General features: G+C 46.8%; 16 protein-coding genes. 9 read left to right on the forward strand and 7 right to left on the reverse strand.

Annotated features, from left to right (window positions below; genetic code table 11):
* Nucleotides 1–106: 106 nt before the first annotated feature.
* Nucleotides 107–610, reverse strand: a complete 504-nt coding sequence (locus AOA63_RS05555; protein ID WP_053958770.1) for a GNAT family N-acetyltransferase — start codon at nucleotides 608–610, stop codon at nucleotides 107–109.
* Between the two features lie 163 nt (nucleotides 611–773).
* On the opposite strand from AOA63_RS05555, the gene AOA63_RS05560 reads away from it, so the two are divergent.
* Nucleotides 774–1,430, forward strand: coding sequence for a DedA family protein (locus AOA63_RS05560; protein WP_053958771.1), 657 nt, complete (start codon nucleotides 774–776; stop codon nucleotides 1,428–1,430).
* Here the strand turns inward: AOA63_RS05560 and AOA63_RS05565 are convergent.
* Nucleotides 1,427–2,350: a ribokinase gene (locus AOA63_RS05565; protein WP_053958772.1), complete on the reverse strand. Its 924-nt coding sequence runs from the start codon at nucleotides 2,348–2,350 to the stop codon at nucleotides 1,427–1,429. The genes AOA63_RS05560 and AOA63_RS05565 overlap by 4 nt on opposite strands.
* Nucleotides 2,351–2,573: 223 nt before the next feature.
* On the opposite strand from AOA63_RS05565, the gene AOA63_RS05570 reads away from it, so the two are divergent.
* The 4 genes from AOA63_RS05570 to AOA63_RS05585 all read left to right on the forward strand — a co-directional run bounded on the left by AOA63_RS05570 (nucleotide 2,574) and on the right by AOA63_RS05585 (nucleotide 5,548).
* Nucleotides 2,574–2,954, forward strand: a complete 381-nt coding sequence (locus tag AOA63_RS05570) for a hypothetical protein (protein ID WP_053958773.1) — start codon at nucleotides 2,574–2,576, stop codon at nucleotides 2,952–2,954.
* Between the two features lie 32 nt (nucleotides 2,955–2,986).
* A complete protein-coding gene (locus AOA63_RS05575) occupies nucleotides 2,987–3,442 on the forward strand; it encodes a tetratricopeptide repeat protein (protein WP_053958774.1) in 456 nt (151 codons plus the stop codon).
* Nucleotides 3,432–4,436, forward strand: a complete 1,005-nt coding sequence (locus AOA63_RS05580; RefSeq protein ID WP_053958775.1) for an alpha/beta hydrolase-fold protein — start codon at nucleotides 3,432–3,434, stop codon at nucleotides 4,434–4,436. Before AOA63_RS05575 ends, AOA63_RS05580 begins: the two co-directional genes overlap by 11 nt.
* A 110-nt stretch (nucleotides 4,437–4,546) precedes the next feature.
* Nucleotides 4,547–5,548 carry a G1 family glutamic endopeptidase gene (locus AOA63_RS05585; RefSeq protein WP_053958776.1) on the forward strand — a complete coding sequence of 334 codons (1,002 nt, stop codon included), beginning with the start codon at nucleotides 4,547–4,549 and terminating at the stop codon, nucleotides 5,546–5,548.
* Here the strand turns inward: AOA63_RS05585 and AOA63_RS05590 are convergent.
* Nucleotides 5,545–6,345 carry a TrmB family transcriptional regulator gene (locus AOA63_RS05590; protein ID WP_206742811.1) on the reverse strand — a complete coding sequence of 267 codons (801 nt, stop codon included), beginning with the start codon at nucleotides 6,343–6,345 and terminating at the stop codon, nucleotides 5,545–5,547. The genes AOA63_RS05585 and AOA63_RS05590 overlap by 4 nt on opposite strands.
* A gap of 13 nt (nucleotides 6,346–6,358) precedes the next feature.
* Nucleotides 6,359–7,090, reverse strand: a complete 732-nt coding sequence (locus AOA63_RS05595) for a 2OG-Fe(II) oxygenase (protein WP_053958778.1) — start codon at nucleotides 7,088–7,090, stop codon at nucleotides 6,359–6,361.
* A 69-nt stretch (nucleotides 7,091–7,159) separates the two neighbouring features.
* On the opposite strand from AOA63_RS05595, the gene AOA63_RS05600 reads away from it, so the two are divergent.
* Nucleotides 7,160–7,924 carry a DUF3050 domain-containing protein gene (locus AOA63_RS05600; RefSeq protein WP_242848280.1) on the forward strand — a complete coding sequence of 255 codons (765 nt, stop codon included), beginning with the start codon at nucleotides 7,160–7,162 and terminating at the stop codon, nucleotides 7,922–7,924.
* On the opposite strand, the gene AOA63_RS05605 is transcribed toward AOA63_RS05600, so the two are convergent.
* The gene (locus tag AOA63_RS05605; protein WP_053958779.1) at nucleotides 7,908–8,303 is read right to left on the reverse strand and encodes a DUF2250 domain-containing protein; all 396 of its coding nucleotides are present in this window, start codon (nucleotides 8,301–8,303) and stop codon (nucleotides 7,908–7,910) included. The two genes, AOA63_RS05600 and AOA63_RS05605, sit on opposite strands and share 17 nt — an antisense overlap.
* Before the next feature lie 173 nt (nucleotides 8,304–8,476).
* Between AOA63_RS05605 and AOA63_RS05610 the strand changes: the two genes are divergently transcribed.
* On the forward strand, nucleotides 8,477–9,199 hold the full coding sequence (locus tag AOA63_RS05610) for an ABC transporter ATP-binding protein (protein WP_082343770.1): 723 nt from the start codon (nucleotides 8,477–8,479) through the stop codon (nucleotides 9,197–9,199).
* Nucleotides 9,200–9,973, forward strand: a complete 774-nt coding sequence (locus AOA63_RS05615; RefSeq protein ID WP_053958781.1) for an ABC transporter permease — start codon at nucleotides 9,200–9,202, stop codon at nucleotides 9,971–9,973.
* A 20-nt stretch (nucleotides 9,974–9,993) separates the two neighbouring features.
* Here the strand turns inward: AOA63_RS05615 and AOA63_RS20355 are convergent, their stop codons facing one another.
* Entirely contained in the window at nucleotides 9,994–11,787 is a 1,794-nt protein-coding gene (locus AOA63_RS20355) for a peptidoglycan-binding protein (RefSeq protein WP_053958782.1), read from the reverse strand.
* 139 nt (nucleotides 11,788–11,926) lie between these two features.
* Between AOA63_RS20355 and AOA63_RS05625 the strand changes: the two genes are divergently transcribed.
* Nucleotides 11,927–13,291 (forward strand): hypothetical protein, encoded by a 1,365-nt coding sequence (locus AOA63_RS05625; RefSeq protein WP_053958783.1) that lies wholly within the window; start codon nucleotides 11,927–11,929, stop codon nucleotides 13,289–13,291.
* Nucleotides 13,292–13,304: 13 nt separating this feature from the next.
* Here the strand turns inward: AOA63_RS05625 and AOA63_RS05630 are convergent, their stop codons facing one another.
* Nucleotides 13,305–13,922 (reverse strand): LON peptidase substrate-binding domain-containing protein, encoded by a 618-nt coding sequence (locus AOA63_RS05630; protein ID WP_053958784.1) that lies wholly within the window; start codon nucleotides 13,920–13,922, stop codon nucleotides 13,305–13,307.
* Nucleotides 13,923–14,135: the final 213 nt, after the last annotated feature.

The raw sequence follows: 14,135 nt of genomic DNA on the forward strand, positions 1-14,135 counted from the left end.
CCGGGTTGAACCATATTGAAGAGAACAGCTTGCAGCTGTGGCGATCCTACGTCCATGACGGCTATGTGCGCGTGATAGTTTATTGAACCGGTGCTAATCGGAATGATTAGGTCAAGGACGCTGGCGTTGTGGTGAGCGATGTGCGAACCGCGTCCACTGTTAACACTCTTTCCATGGCAATTTCGTCACAATGCGTTAACATGGGACATCCGACGCAATCAATAAAATATTTTCCGGGAACGCTTTCGCGCGGCACAGCATGAAAACCACAGTGTTCAAAAAAGATCACTTGCCGGGTGAAGGCGATAACTTTATGATAACCTTCTTCTTCAGCTTGATGGACAGCATAAAGAACAAGTTTTTGTCCGATGCCCTGCTTGTGAAACGCCGGATCTACAGCGAGTGAGCGCACTTCACTGACTGTCGGTTCTAACCGATGAAGGGCTACAACTCCGGCCAATTGGTTGTTCTGATAGGCTACAGTCAGGTGAGGCAAATGGGCCGTCAACGATTCGCGTGTGCGGGGAAGCAACGCACCTTGATTAGCGTAGTATGTGACGAGCCGGTAAATATCTTCTAAATCTTCGGGACGGGCTGCTCTAATGAGCACACAAATCGCTCCTTAAAAATTTTCTATCAGTGTACGGCAATATGCATTTTTATGCAATATCATAAAGAATTTATGCTTGGAAATTTTCATCTCGTTCTCACTTGATGTCGGCATTATGGGAAGGGAAGTTATATCAGACGTCAAGTTGATGACCGGAGGCATTATGCATCATACTGTTGCTCTGCCGGGGTTCATCCGGGCTGTTGAACCCTTTTTGCACCACTATGGATATTTCGCCATTTTCCTTGGGGTCTTGTTAGAAGACTTTGGGTTACCTCTACCTGGAGAAACTATTGTTCTAACGGCCAGTATCTTGGCAGGTCAGCGAGTCTTTAATATTGTCGATGTCATCGTGATTGCATCTCTTGGCGGGATTACCGGGGATACTCTAGGATACTTTTTGGGATTACGATTCGGCCACCGCTTGCTTATCCGTTTTGCCCAGTATATTGGATTACGTCAAGAATGGCTCAGACGATTCAATCATTGGATTTTACACCGGGGCGTGTGGTTGGTCGTCATTGCCCGATTTATTGACGGTCTTCGCCAGTTAAATGGATGGATTGCTGGAGCTAATGGCATCATTTGGACGCGATTTATTCCTTTAAACGTGTTGGGTGCAGTACTGTGGGTGAGTGCATGGGCATTATCTGGGTATTTTTTTAGCGGAAAAATTCTGGCGGTGATGGAGCGATTTAACCAGGTTGATGTCTTTTTTGTAATTCTTGGCGGACTAGGAATTCTTACGCCGGTGGCTTTACATTATTTTCGGCGCGTTAGGGGGCGATCACGTCCTAGTACCCTGAAAGACAATTCTTAATTTCGCTGAGAAGACAAGGTTTTCAGGTCGTTCCAAGACGGCAAAGAGGTGACGGCCCCCAAATGAGAAGCAGCGTAGGCTCCTACTGTGTTAGCTAACACACAAGCATTATACAATGAATCCCCTTGACTCAAGGCATAAGCGCAGGCGCCATTAAAAGCGTCGCCTGCCGCAGTAGGATCTTTTTCTTCAACAGGAAGTGCTGAAATATGCTCAATATTATCTCTCGTCACCAACAATGTTCCCTGACGGCCTTGAGTTGCCACCACAGCGTGTAGGTTAGAAAATCTGACCAGTAACTGTCTGCAAATCCATTCGGGATTTTGGGATGTCCACCCATAGCGTGACGCGAGTTGTCTTAACTCTTCTTGATTGGGAGTTAAAATGTGACTATATTGGATTAATGCATCGCTGATGTGTTCAACTGGCGATGGGTCTAGCAAAATAAGGGGATTCATATGCCGCATGAGGGCAATTGCTGTCATATTGGCGGCTTCGGTTAGTTCGCCTTGGAGAAGTAAGATGCGACTTGTAGGCCATGAGTTCTCAAATGTTAAGAGATCTTCCGCTGTAATGTGCTGATTGGCTCCTGGTACATGAATGATGTAATGGGAATCCGGTGCAATCACCGGAATTGCATAGCTAGTTATTGCATCAGTCGTCAGAAGAATACGATCCTTGAGTCCGATATCATCTAAGGCGTGTTGCATAAACTCCCCGAGGGGATCACGGCCAATAGGTCCCACAAAAAACACTCGGGCTCCTAATTTTAGGGCTTGAACGGCTTGGTTGACTCCTTTCCCACCGGGAAAGACATGAGAGTCTTTGGCCACTACGGTTTCCCCTAAGTGTGGGCTGTGACTTAAATAAACCGGAAGATCAACGACTAAACTACCTACCACTACAATATCATAACTCACAATTATTATACCTGCCTCTTAAAAGTATTTATTTACCCATAAGGTCAAGGGATTAATTATGGGGCACGCCTGATCTGTGCTATTTTGGCTATTGTCCTGAAAAACTAGGAGAATTTCAACTCCTATGCCGAGGAGTAACGAATTTCTTGTCGCAAAGAAATGTTTGCCGGCTCACAAAACTTTTAAAATAGAAGAGAAGAGCTTAGAAGGGAGGGAGAACGATATGAAAGGAATCGCCTCTTTCGTCATGGTGTTGAGTGCTTTACTTATTTTAACGGGGTGTGGTGCGGTATTGGCCCCCAGAATCGGAGCCAGTGGATACCCACGCGCCGTGGCTTGGATCGACCACCGTCTCAAGCCTAAAGACTATATTTTATTAATTGGGTTAAGCCAATCTCCGCATCATCATCCGATGACAGTATATATTATGCGTCGACGTGTTAGCCTTATGGGATTATCTTTACCCCGTAATACACTTGTCGGGATTGTGGTTAATCCGAAACGGCCTGATTGGATGGGACGTGTCTATTATCAACTCCCTCATGAGCGGCATTGGATTCCTTTAGTGAAGGGCTCGAACACTTCTGCTGCGTCATCATCCTAGCGGTGCTACAATAACGGCAGGAGGGAGATATTGTGGCGACAAAATTCTCTGATAAAGCGGAACCGCACTATCTACGCGCCGTTCATTATGAAGATTTGGGCCGGATCGAAGATGCTATTCGCGAATATCGAATGGCCAATCGTATAAAAAAAGACTTAATACCAGCCCGAAAACGGTTGGGAGATTTATTTATGCGACTCGGTCGGATTGAAGAAGCCGTTCAGCAGTATCAGAAGGCAACAGAGATTACCTCCCAAAAACGGAAATGGAAACGCATTCTTGTTCCGGATGAGGATAAGTATTCGTTACCTCAAGTACTGCAATCTTTGGCTGAAGCTTACGAAAAATTAGGGCAGCATGATCAAGTTGTTGTCACCTGGCAACGCATTATCCAAAGTCCGCCCATTCATCCTGGGGATGATGCCATTATTGCGTGGGCCCATCAGCAATTGGAACGAGAAGGAATTCATGAGAATTATGAAAAGTGATATATATGAGGCGCATTTTGTTACACTAGATAGTGTTTCTTTAAAAGATAATTTGTTAGGAGATCCCACGCAAAGAACAACGGTAGTTTTGTCCCCCCAGGATATTCCTCCTGATGAGCCACTCCCCATGATATGGGTCTTGACAGGATATACGGGACGGGGAATCGCGTATTTAAACCACAATCCCTGGCAAGAAAATTTTTTGGACCGTCTGACTCGGTTGACTCATCAAGGAATGCGTCCTATCCGGGCGGTTCTGCCAGATTGCTTTACAAAACTTGGGGGAAGCCAGTATTTAGATTCTCCCGTGACCGGTCCTTATGCCACTTATTTGTGGGATGAATTGCGTCCCCAAATTGAATCCCGTTTTGCCGTTTCTGCACGAGCAGTGGTCGGAAAATCGTCAGGAGGATTTGGGGCTTTGATTTCTGTCATTATGCGTCCCAAGTTATTTCAAGCTCTGGCGTCGCATTCAGGGGACATGTTTTTTGAATGGTCTTATCTACCCGATTTTCCTAAAGCCTACCAAATAATAGACAGCCAAGGAGGAATTGGGCCCTTTATCGAAGCGTTTTTGAAGCGGGACGATAAACCATCTTCATGGATTAGTGCGATGAATATCATTTGTTTAGCAGCCGTGTATAGTCCCAATTTGTCGAAGCGAGATTTTCCCGCTGACTTTCCATTGCGGTTTGACACGCTGGAAATGGATAAAGAAGTGTGGCAGAAGTGGATAGCGTGGGATCCCCTTCGGCTCGTTGACCAAGTCCCGGTTCAGAATACGTTATCCTCGCTCCAGGTGTTATATTTTGATGCCGGACGCTTTGATGAATTTCAATTGCAATATGGTGCGACTCAATTGCATCAAAAGTTAGTGACCTATCAAATTTCCCATCAATATGAACTCTACGATGGGAATCATTTTCGTACCAATCATCGTTTTGACCATTCCTTGCCTCTTATTGCCAACGCGTTATGGACATTACGCACATGAATTTCAGCCAACCCTCAGCAAAATGTCGCGTTTGTTAACAGTTTTGCAACGATTAGGCGTTTAGATAGACATAACGAACGAGGGCGATTTGGACGAAGGAGGTTGGTCAGATGAATACACGTATCGTGAAAGAAATCGTCGCCGGTGGCGTATTAGTCGGAATCGAAGCATTCTTACTATACGGACACGGTCATCTTTTGAGTCGTAATGTCATGCCGTCGTCTGTTTCACCGACGGCCAATACCGTGAGCTATGCGCCTGTGACCAAGTTAGCATCGGTGCAAAGCTCTCAAAATTGGGCTGGATATGAGGTGAATTCTGGGACATACCAAAGTGTTTCGGCTTCTTGGCAAGTGCCGGAATTGACCAGTGCTCGTGGAGTTGCGGCCCAATGGATTGGGCTTGGTGGGGTAAATAGTCACGATTTGTTGCAGACCGGAACGATTGAGCAACAAACCCCTAATGGCCCAACAGCCGACGTGTTTGTCGAGAAACTTCCCGATCATGCTCAAAATATTATGACAGTGCCCATTGGGTCGAGCATCACGGCTTCGATTGCCCCAGCTGGTACCAATCAATGGAATTTGAGTATTACTGCCAATTATCAGGGACAGTCCCGGACTAAAACGGTCACTATGAATGTTTCCCCTCAATATGCCCAAGGGATGGAAACCTCTGCGGAATGGATCTTTGAGGATCCGGCGAATACGCAAGGGTCCCTTTATCATTTAGCCCGAACACAACCTGTGACCTTTTCACATGTCGAAGCAAATGGTCAAGCCATTACGAGTGCCAATGCGCTCATTATGACGGGTCCAGCGGGGCAAGCGAGGGTCGAACCGACGTTGATGAAGCAAGGGGCGTTTACGACTCAAGATGTTCGGGGAGCGATGCGCCAGCGTTACCTGGTCCATCAGTGGCAACCAGGTTCAGGAGTCATTTGGCAAGGACCCGGAGCCAGTTTTAGCATTAGTGGCCCAGGATTTTCGATAACGGAATCAGGTTACGGACCGGGATTCCAAAATTGGGGAGGATTTGGATCCTGGCCCGTACCGATTCAACCCGTCATAATCCAAAGTCCTTGGACGCCTTGGCAAAATATTAATCTTTAATGCGGTGTTTTCGATACGGATATCAGAGATTCTCGCAAGTTAATCAGCATATTGAGACTGAAAATCACAGGTTCCATCGTTGTGAGAAGAACCTGAGGACGCGCAGGATAGCCAGTAACAATTAAGGCTTCTTGTTTATCACGGATCATGGTTAGCCATCCGGTTTGGCGAAAATTTTCTAATGTGATGGGAAGCGGGGCGACACATAATCCGCATCCAGGCACCGGGCAATTATCAAAACATAAATAGCGCTGATGGACTCCCCGTTCACGGGCTTTAGCCAAGTCATTGACAAACAGGGTAATCAACCCCACGGATGAGCCGACATCGAGATGGGTTGTGGCACGTTCAATGAGCCGGCGCCCATGAACGAGAAGAGCTTCGGTTCCCTCGACTCGTGTGACCATATTTTCCTCGGAAGGCTCAGGAATCATTTGAGCTAATTGTTCGACTTGCATTTGCAGGTTCTTGACGTGACTCTGGCCCACGACGGTAAAGGGGACCGCCATATAACGAATCGAGGAGCCTTCCGGTTGTTCAACGCAGGCTCCCCGGCGGACCAACCGCTTGAGGGCCGGATAAACGTTGGGACGGGGTAGATTAGCCATTTTCGCAATCTGATAACCGGTTAGTGCGCTCTTCTCACTTGCGAGTGTCAAATAAACCCGGGCTTCAATTGGGGAAAAACCAAACGATTGTAGTTGTTCAATAATCTGCTCATTGCTCATGGCATTCTTGTCCCATCGGTTTTGTGGTGTTGGCGTGCTACAGCGGGCCTCACCGCTATTCTCAGACATGCGGGATGGCTCATCATTCATCATGAAACAGACAGCTCAGGGAATAACGCTCACCTGCTGTAACTTTAGAGACCCCGTGATAAAATTCTGATTTTTTAGGACCGTGGCCGTGTTTTGGACGGCTAGCTGTACAGAGGACAACAACATCTCCAATATTCCCACCAATAATATGACGCTCTGGGGGTTTATGGGCATATTCTTCTTGCACCAGGAGTTTTCCTCCTTCAAAATCATGCCCAGATTCACTAAGCACTAATATGATTTGTAAAGGAAAAAGCAGGGAACCGTGGCGATCTTGATGCCACAAATTGTATCCGCCAGTGGGATAATGCAGCATCATGACTCCTGCTTGGTTCTGGCCTGCGTTATGACAGCGATCCAAAAATTCATCTAGCGTTTCTGGATAATGATAGCTCTTGGGTGTATCCCACAAATGGTGAGCCATATCACGCAAGTAGGGATACATTTTTTCACGAAGTTGCCGCAGAAATTCGGGTAAGGGATAATGAAAATATCGGTATTGTCCATAACCAAAATGATGGTGTTCCATTTCTACAGGGGGGCAAAAACAATCGGGTGTTTGCCATAAATCTCTTAACGTGTAACATTCAGCTTTTGTTAGCCATTTCGGTATAATTGAATACCCTTTTTGTCGAATATCCCATTCAACACTGGACCAATTGACACGCTCAAATCTTTGAGATGCCACTAACATCGTTTCACCTACTAGCACAGCATTTGTCATTAGTATACACTGCTCAAGAGATGGCACAAGACTATGATAAGATGTAAACGCTAAGGAGACGATAGATAAGTGGTTAATAATCACATCGACGATGACCTGAAACAACTGCGCACGAGCTTATTGACACATCCTGTCTATAGTCATATTCGGCATATGGAGGATTTACGCCGGTATATGCAGTACCACGTGTTTGCCGTCTGGGATTTTATGAGTCTTTTAAAAAGGCTTCAGCAAGAATTGACGACGGTTACAATACCTTGGATCCCCCGGGAGAACGAACTATACACCCGTTTTGTCAATGAAATTGTTTTAGGGGAAGAATCTGATGAAGATGGACTGGGCGGTTACGGCAGTCATTTCAGCCTGTATCTTGAAGCGATGAAAGCTGTCCATGCGGACATTCGTCCGATTATGACATGGATTTCTCGCCTGGAACACCAAAAAGACTGGGAAGCGGCCTTAAGGTCGATGAACATTGATGAACGGGTTAAGACATTTGTGCACTGGGATTTATCCCTCGCCACGGCTGGAGAACTCTATGAAGTAGCGGCAGCCTTCTTTTTTGGTCGTGAAGATATCATTCCCCAAATGTTTCTAAAAATCGTTGACCAATTAGGAAACGAACAGGAACTGGAGCGTTTTCGCTATTATTTGGTCAGACATATAGCGGTAGACAGCGATAGTCACGGACCCTTGGCGAAAAAACTGGTCGATCATTTGTGCCATCACGACTCCGTAAAAATCCAACGCGCCTGGGAGGTTGCACGGATTGCCTTGACACAGCGTATCGCCCTATTTGATGCGATCGTGGATAGTATTACCGCTCGTCCATAGAATCAGGGATATTGCGTTGGATCAGGTTTCGGATGACAAGTTCTCCCTTGCGGGATAATTGATAATAGGTATGGGTTTTTCGGGGCGTGTGATATTTTTGGCGTCGTTTTAGGGTTTTCTTTATTGAAGACGTCAAATGATTACGGTCTAATTCTTTGCCAGATGTTTTTTCCATCAGGCCGAATTCTAATAAAAGTTGGTAGTTATCGCGAATTTCTTCAATGCTCAAACCGCTTCGCTGTCCTAATAATCTCTTGTGAACAATCATGGGAGTATCGGGTCCATATAATTTGGTATGGACCATTAATTGATAAGCAATAGGATGCTGGGTAAAAAAGTTTTTCCATAAATCTAGTTCTTTTTGATCAACATCCGCCATATGGGTCACCTCTTGCGTCTATATTATCCGATGGCGTCAATAATTTCAGCGTTCCCATGGACTTTCTCTGACAGGTATGTTTTTGTGTGTGTGGCGATTTTGGATGGGTTGAGATTGAGACATGATCTGGCAAGGGGGATAAGCACTCGATTTCCCTATAAATCGAGAACATCATGAGTATTATTATGTGCGAACATTTAGCGTTTCGGCCTTCAAATGCGCCAAAAGATATTCTTCGTGATATTTCCTTTCAACTCGAACGGTCCCAACTGCTGATGATTGTTGGTCCATCGGGATCAGGAAAAAGTACGTTGCTCAGGCTCTTAAACCGGTTAGACGATCCGAACCACGGGCAAAGATGGTTTATGGATAAACCCTACGAACAATGGCCTATTCCTCTCTTACGTAAACGCGTGGGTCTGGCGTTGCAGGGTGCCGTTATGCTAGAAGGCAGCGTATTGGATAATATTCTGGCCGGTCCCCGGATTTGGAAAGAAACAGTCAATCCCGAAGACTATCTGGATATGGTATCTCTACCCAAAAGTTATTTACAGCGCTCTGCTCGTGAACTCAGCGGAGGCGAGCGTCACCGGGTTGCACTAGCCCGAATTTTGGCCAACCGTCCCGATGTGATTTTACTCGATGAACCCACTGCGGCATTGGATCCGAAAAGTCGCATTGAAATTGGGGATTTGATTCAAAATTTGTTTCGACAATGGCAGGGTCGCTTAGCAGTTATCTGGGTGAGTCATTTTTTGGATGAAGTCGAGCGATACGCGGATGACATTTTATATTTAGAATCCGGGACGGTTGCTTTACACGGGCAATGGCATGAAATTGGTCAGGACATTACTGAGCGGTTCTTTGGGACCTCTCAGCAAGGAGTGTTGTCGTAAATGCATTTAGCTTTGGCGCCAGGCAAACTGATTTTGTTGCTGGTTCTTATTGCCATGGGCATGATCATTTCTCGCATACGGCGGTATGGTCTGGAACGGGATCTGCTTGAAGGAACGGTACGCACCTTTGGGCAACTGTTTCTTGTCGGGTTAGTGCTTAATGTCATTTTTCAAGCTAACCAGTGGTATTGGACCTTACTAATGTTATTGCTCATGATATTGATTGCCAGTCAAAATGCCAGTCGACGAGGTCGGGGAATTCCTAGAATTTTTTGGTGGACGACTTTAGCGATTGCCTCCGGGACCATTTTAACATTAGCCCTTTTATTAGCTCTGACCATTATCCAATCGACTCCTCGCTATGTTATTCCAGTGGGCGGGATGATTATTGGCAACTCCATGATTGCTAGTGGATTGGTTTTGAGCCGGTTTCTTGAAGACCTAAAAATTAAGCGGGACTGGGTCGAGACCTATTTAAGCCTTGGGGCCACACCCGAAACGGCCATTCAACAAGTCCTGTCTCCGTCCATAAAAAGCGGAATGATTCCGACTCTCGATTCTATGAAAACGGTAGGTCTGGTTACCTTGCCGGGTATGATGACAGGAGCTATTTTGGCTGGAGATAATCCTATCTCCGCCGTGGAATTACAGATTATGGTGATGTTAGTACTCGCTACGGCTGTCATGATTACCAGTACATTGCTAGGATTCACTTTATCCCGTGTGGCGTTTACGCCATCCCAACAACTGATTGACACGGAGCGAGGAGCCTAGAGAGGGGCCCCTCGATGCGCTTAGCGTTTGAGTAAGTTGAGCGTATTGGTATTATCATCCGTATAATAGACTAATAAGTCGCCACTATCATCTACAGCAATAGCAATGCCAAATAAGGCGGATCCTTGACCCGTCACCGGATTTACCGGTGTAGGGTCCAAGGTTTTTCGTGACATGACGCGTCCTGTTCGTGGATTTAGTTCGATGGCTTCGTTGTTGCCTTGGTTTACCGCGACAAGATGCCCATTTTCCGGATTTAATGCCAGTCCGGCCGGTTTATTTAACGGAGCGCCATGATAAACGGTTAACCCATTGTTCAGATCAGATGAGGTCGTCGTGGCGGGTGACAAAGCGCTAATACGGCTATCCGCTCCATTGGCCACGTACAGGACGTCACCCATGGGAAGCCACACGAGTCCTTGAGGGCCGAAAACCGTTGAAATGGTTGTGCCAACATGGGCAAATCCTGACCCGATTTGCCGAACCACGGTATCTCCATTAAAATTGGACGGGTGAAAGTGCGTCATTCTATCAATGGTACCCGTAAGCACATTGGTTGAAAAGAAGGCGGGAGCGAGGCCGTAAAATTCCCCAAAATTGAACTGCATGCCCCAGGGTCCAGCAAACAGCGGGCGCCGGATATTCCCTCCACTAAACAAGGTCCCGTTGGGGGTAATGACCTGGACCACTCCGTCGGAACCGTTAGGATTCAAGCCGTAATCGGCAATCCAGGGTGGACCTAAATTGCTGATAGCGACAGCAATAGGGGATTTCGCCTCCCCGAAAAATCGTTGAGGTTGGCCATTCACGATACGTTCTATCGTCGTTCCTAATCCCATAACTCCAGACGCATTGTTAATGTTTGAAACCACCAAGTCGCCGTGTTTTAGAACGGTATTCGTGTCATCGAAGGTGTATGGCGCAATGGTAATTGCGTAAGGATTATTGTCGTGGTTAATGGGATCAATGGTGGAAGAAATTTCGACAATGGTATTCAATGTACTGATGAGAGAGCGGGGACGCTCATCAGATGAATACCAAAAAACCCGGTTGGTTATACCTAATGCATGAAAGGTTTGGGGACCAGCAATCCCGTCGACCGTAATTCCGGCAACCTTTTGGAAGGATTTGACAGCGTCTTGGGTTTTTTGACCATAATATCCGTCAATGCGTCCGCGATAAAACGCCAGATTTTTCAGAATAACTTGTAATCCAGCGGTATCAAATCCATTCCTTCCCTCAAGCAAATTGCGACCGCCAGTGAACGCCGAAATCCATAGAATATTGAAAGTCGAGGCATCGACTGTTCCATCAAAGGGTAATGTCCAATGACGATAGGTGAGATTATCGCCTTGAAAAGCCAGGACACCTTGTTGTGTATGATTGCCAAATAGCCCATCAGCCGGCGCAGATAATTTCTCCGCGTACCACAGACAATTTAGACGGTTTTGCAGAACCGTCACATCACCGCCTTGGTCACCAAGACCAAGAGGGCGACTGCCAAATGCCGGGCCGCCATAAGCTTTGGTGTCTTGGCCTAACACGTTATAAGTTTGTGGACCGATAATGCCGTCTTGGCCAATGCCAAAATAGCTTTGAACATTTAACACGGCTTGGTGAGTTTCTGGACCAAAGATTCCGTCAATGAGAATTCGTGAACCCATAGGGCCCAGGGGCGGATTCATCAGTTCTAACATGGTGTCGTAAATCCGTTGAAAAACTTTCACATCGGTGCCCCGAATATTGGGCACTTCGAACCGGAGCGTCCGCGATCCGAACGCATACTCCGGCAAATTGCCTTGAAAATTTGCCATCTTTTTCCCTCCTACTGGAAACATATGCACGATTCGCCAAAAGGTGACTACGACACGTGATGAATAGATCCGGCGAAGAAACGGGCACGACTTTGATATACTGGTCATAACGTCATAACGGTCATAGGTGGGAGATTCCTTGCAATTAATTGCGCAGTTCTCGCCGAACATCTCAACGATTACGCGAGGATTTTGGACAGATGTTCAGCAAACGGAAGAATGGCTCAGGGGCCTTCAAAAAGATATCACAGCGCGGACCTTACTATTAAAGGGAAAAACCCTGACACAATTGGAGCCATGGCTTCCATGGTCTCAGTCCCCCCTCGAGCTGGAGGGTTGGCTGAATCCCATGGAGGTTCAATTAACTTGGCGTTATTTGTTACATTTTTTGGTAGCATCAGGTCCTGATAGTCTATTTATCCCGTGCGGGGGCGATGCTTGGATTGCCTGGAATCCACGGACTGTGATTGTCCGGGCTCCCCACAATTCATGGATTTGGTCGCATGTTATTGATAGTTGGGATCCGGCCGGATGGCGGACACTCGATCAGATTGAATGGTGGGAGCAAGGGCGCCTACAACAAGCGGCTCGGACGGATTTTGGTGTGTTTGAACAATGGCAGCATCCCTATGGCATGGAGGAATGGCGTATTAATGCGGCAGACAACCATGAACCCATATTACAACTATGGTGGCAACAACTCGCCAATCGGTTAGGCACGCGTCCTGTGAAAGTCAGTTGGCGCCAAGAGCAGCTTCATAATCCCAATACTATCTTAGGTCTGCCCGTTCGACTCAGCTGGTTAGGCCTGAAAATTTCTGGTGATCAATCGCAATTTTGGGACGGAGTCTCTCATTGGCCTGAACCCCGAGGACTACGGGCTACAATGCAGTGGTCGAGTCCCCGTTGGAATCCATGGTGGTCCACTCAGGTGTCTTTGAAACGGTGGAAACAAGGTACCAGGCTCGAAGCGCATTACACATTAAATTCCAGGCCTCTCACTCGCCATGCTGTGAAAATCATGCGCCAAGAAATGCATCATTTTCCAATCTTTCATTTACAGTCCGTAATGACCCCTGATGTTTATGGCGAACGGCATACATGGATGTCACTCATGGAACGGGCACGGGCAAGCCGTTGGAAAGAAATGGCCACAGAAAATTTGAAAGGATATTCTTGGCCGCGGTTGTCCGCAATGCGTATTCCTCGCCGGATACGTTTGGGCTCTTCCTGGATGATTGATAAGCTGAGCTCACATACAGGCGTGTGGACCATTCGCCACCGTACTCTTCCGTTGGCGGTCCAAATTCATTGGCCTAGAAAAAATCATGCCGGAAATCTTACGGTGACTTTTCTGAACCAGATTTCGGCAAGCCTTTATGACCTCGATCCTCGCTCAGACATTGATCGGTTTTCGTTGAATCGCCGGTATTGGGCATCGGTGATTGTTCACCATATTTTACCGGTGCTTGAGAGGATTTTTAGTTCCGATGATTATCGTTAAGACATTATCGTGACTAACTGGTTTGTTCCGTTCGCATATGATCCATGAGTGATCGTAAAATCGAAACCTCTTTTGCCAATCGCGTTCGGGTTGTACGCAACTCCAACAATTCTTGTTGGGCTTCTACGGTCAAGGGTACATGGGCAGCAATCCAATAGGATAGTGCCTCTGGTTCAGTCGGTAATTGCGGTCGAGTTCTTTCGGTGGTGACAAAACTCCAAATTTCAGAACTTAATGCAATGGCTTCGTCAATTAACAACGTGGGTACAGAATCATCTAGGTCGGGAAGATATTTGAATTGACCAACCATATACTTATTGCCATGTCGGTATGACAAGAGGCTAATGCGGCTAATCCCTGTGAGTTCGAGGTCTATTGAACCATCTTCGATGTCTTGGGCCTGTAAAATGCGCGCAGATGTGCCGATGTTAGATGGTTCTATGTCTTGTGACCGATTATCATCGCCCACTCGTTCTTTACAAACGCACAGCGCGGTATCTTGTTGAATGCAGTAGTTCACCATCAGTTTGTGCGCAGGATCCTGGATCCGCAGCCGGGTTTTCGCGCCCGGAAAAAGAATACCTTTGATTGGTAATATCGGCATGCTAATGGTTTCTCGGCTTGCAGGCATGACGCCACCCCCTATAGACCTACCTAATGGACTGGCCACAATCATTTTCCGTATTCCTACGGGTTTACCCACTATTTTACCGAATTTCGCGAAATCACACAAAGAAAATCCAGGGGCGTATGATGAAAAACATTCTTACACCGGTGAATGGGTCGAAGACCAAGTAACCCGGTGACCGCCGGAGATAGCGGGGGCGTTGCCCTTGTAACAGCG

Source organism: Sulfobacillus thermosulfidooxidans (genome assembly GCF_001280565.1).
GTDB lineage: Bacteria > Bacillota > Sulfobacillia > Sulfobacillales > Sulfobacillaceae > Sulfobacillus > Sulfobacillus thermosulfidooxidans_A.